Genomic DNA, 1,723 nt, shown 5'->3' on the forward strand with positions numbered 1-1,723 from the left:
CATGAAAATTCTACGCATCAATACGCGAACCAAGAGCTTCACATTCGAAGAGCTTGGCGATCTGGTCGGCCTGGGCGGACGTGCCCTGACCTCCAGGGTGGTGAATAAGGAAGTTCCGGCGGACTGTCACCCGCTTTCCGCCGCCAACAAGCTGATCTTCGCCGGCGGTGTTCTCGCTCCGACCAATGCCGCCAACTCGGGCCGGATTTCGGTGGGCGCCAAGTCCCCCCTGACCGGCGGCATCAAGGAAAGCAACTCCGGCGGCCAGTTTGGACACACCCTGCCCAAGCTCGGCCTGCAGGCCATCATCCTGGAAGACAAGCCCGCCGCCGGCAGTCCCATGCAGGAAATTTTCGTGTCCGCCGACAATGTCGTCTTCAAGGATTCCACCGTGGCCGGCATGCGCACCTACCCCGCCCAGGAAAAACTTCTGGCCGTCTATGGCGACAAGGCCGTGACCTGCATGGTCGGCCCGGCCGGGGAACAATGCCTGGCTGCGGCCACCATCCAGTTCTCCGATCCCGAGGGTCTGCCGTCCCGCTCCGCCGGTCGCGGCGGCATGGGCGCGGTCATGGGTTCCAAGGGAATCAAGGCCATTATTCTCGATCCCACGGCCAACGTGAAGACCGAATACGGCAACGAGGAGTTGTTCAAGGAGGCCCGCAAGGAATGGGTTGACGTGCTGCGCAACCACCCGGTCACCAGCCAGGGTCTGCCCGGTTTTGGCACGGCCGTGCTGGTCAACGTCATCAACGAGGCCGGCGCCCTGCCGACCAAGAACTTCCGCGAGGGCAAATTCGATCGCGCCGAGAAAATTTCCGGCGAAACCATGGCCGCCAATATCGAGAAGCGCGGCGGCAAGACCAAGCACGGTTGCCACACCGGCTGCATCATCCAATGCTCCCAGGTCTATAACGACGCCAATGGCAAGTTCCTGACCACGGGATTCGAATACGAGACCATCTGGGGCTTTGGCGCCAACCTGCTCATCGACAACCTGGACGACATCGCCACGATGGACCGGACCTGCGACGAGATCGGCATGGACACCATCGAGCTGGCCAACACCATGGCCATGGCCATGGAAGGCGGCGTGATTCCCTGGGGTGACAGCAAGGCGGTCATCGCCGAGCTGAACAAGGTCGGCTCCCAGGATCCCCTGGGGCGGATTTACGGCAACGGCACGGGCTACACGGCCAAGGCCTTTGGCGTGGACCGCGTGCCCACGGTCAAGAATCAGGCCCTGCCCGCCTATGACCCGCGCGCGGTCAAGGGTGTCGGCGTGACCTACGCCACCACGCCCATGGGCGCGGACCACACGGCTGGCTACGGCGTGTGTCAGAACGTCCTCAAGGTCGGCGGCGACGTGGATGGCCTGAAAAATGAAGGCAATATCGAATTGTCGAAGAATCTGCAGGTGGCCACGGCCGCGATCGATTCCCTGGGACTGTGCCTGTTCGTGGCCTTTGCCATTCTGGACGACGCGCGCGGGGTGCCGTGCATGGCCAAGCTGGTGTCTGGCCTGACGGGCAAGGACATGAGCGTCGACGAGATGATCGGCATTGGCGTGAATTGCCTCAAGGACGAGCTGGACTTCAACCGTCGCGCCGGTTTCACCGATGTCGACGACCAGCTGCCCCGTTTCTTCCAGGATGAAACCCTTCCCCCGCACAACGTCGGATGGAATTTCACCGCCGCCGAGTTGCAGGGCGCCAAGGTTTAA

General features: G+C 62.4%; 1 protein-coding gene. It reads left to right on the forward strand.

Annotation, left to right across the window (positions count from 1 at the left end; genetic code table 11):
• Nucleotide 1 precedes the first annotated feature (1 nt).
• Nucleotides 2-1,723: an aldehyde ferredoxin oxidoreductase gene (locus EOL86_14555; protein ID NCD26793.1), complete on the forward strand. Its 1,722-nt coding sequence runs from the start codon at nt 2-4 to the stop codon at nt 1,721-1,723.

Source organism: Deltaproteobacteria bacterium, from assembly GCA_009930495.1.
In the GTDB taxonomy this organism is placed as follows: domain Bacteria; phylum Desulfobacterota; class Desulfovibrionia; order Desulfovibrionales; family Desulfomicrobiaceae; genus Desulfomicrobium.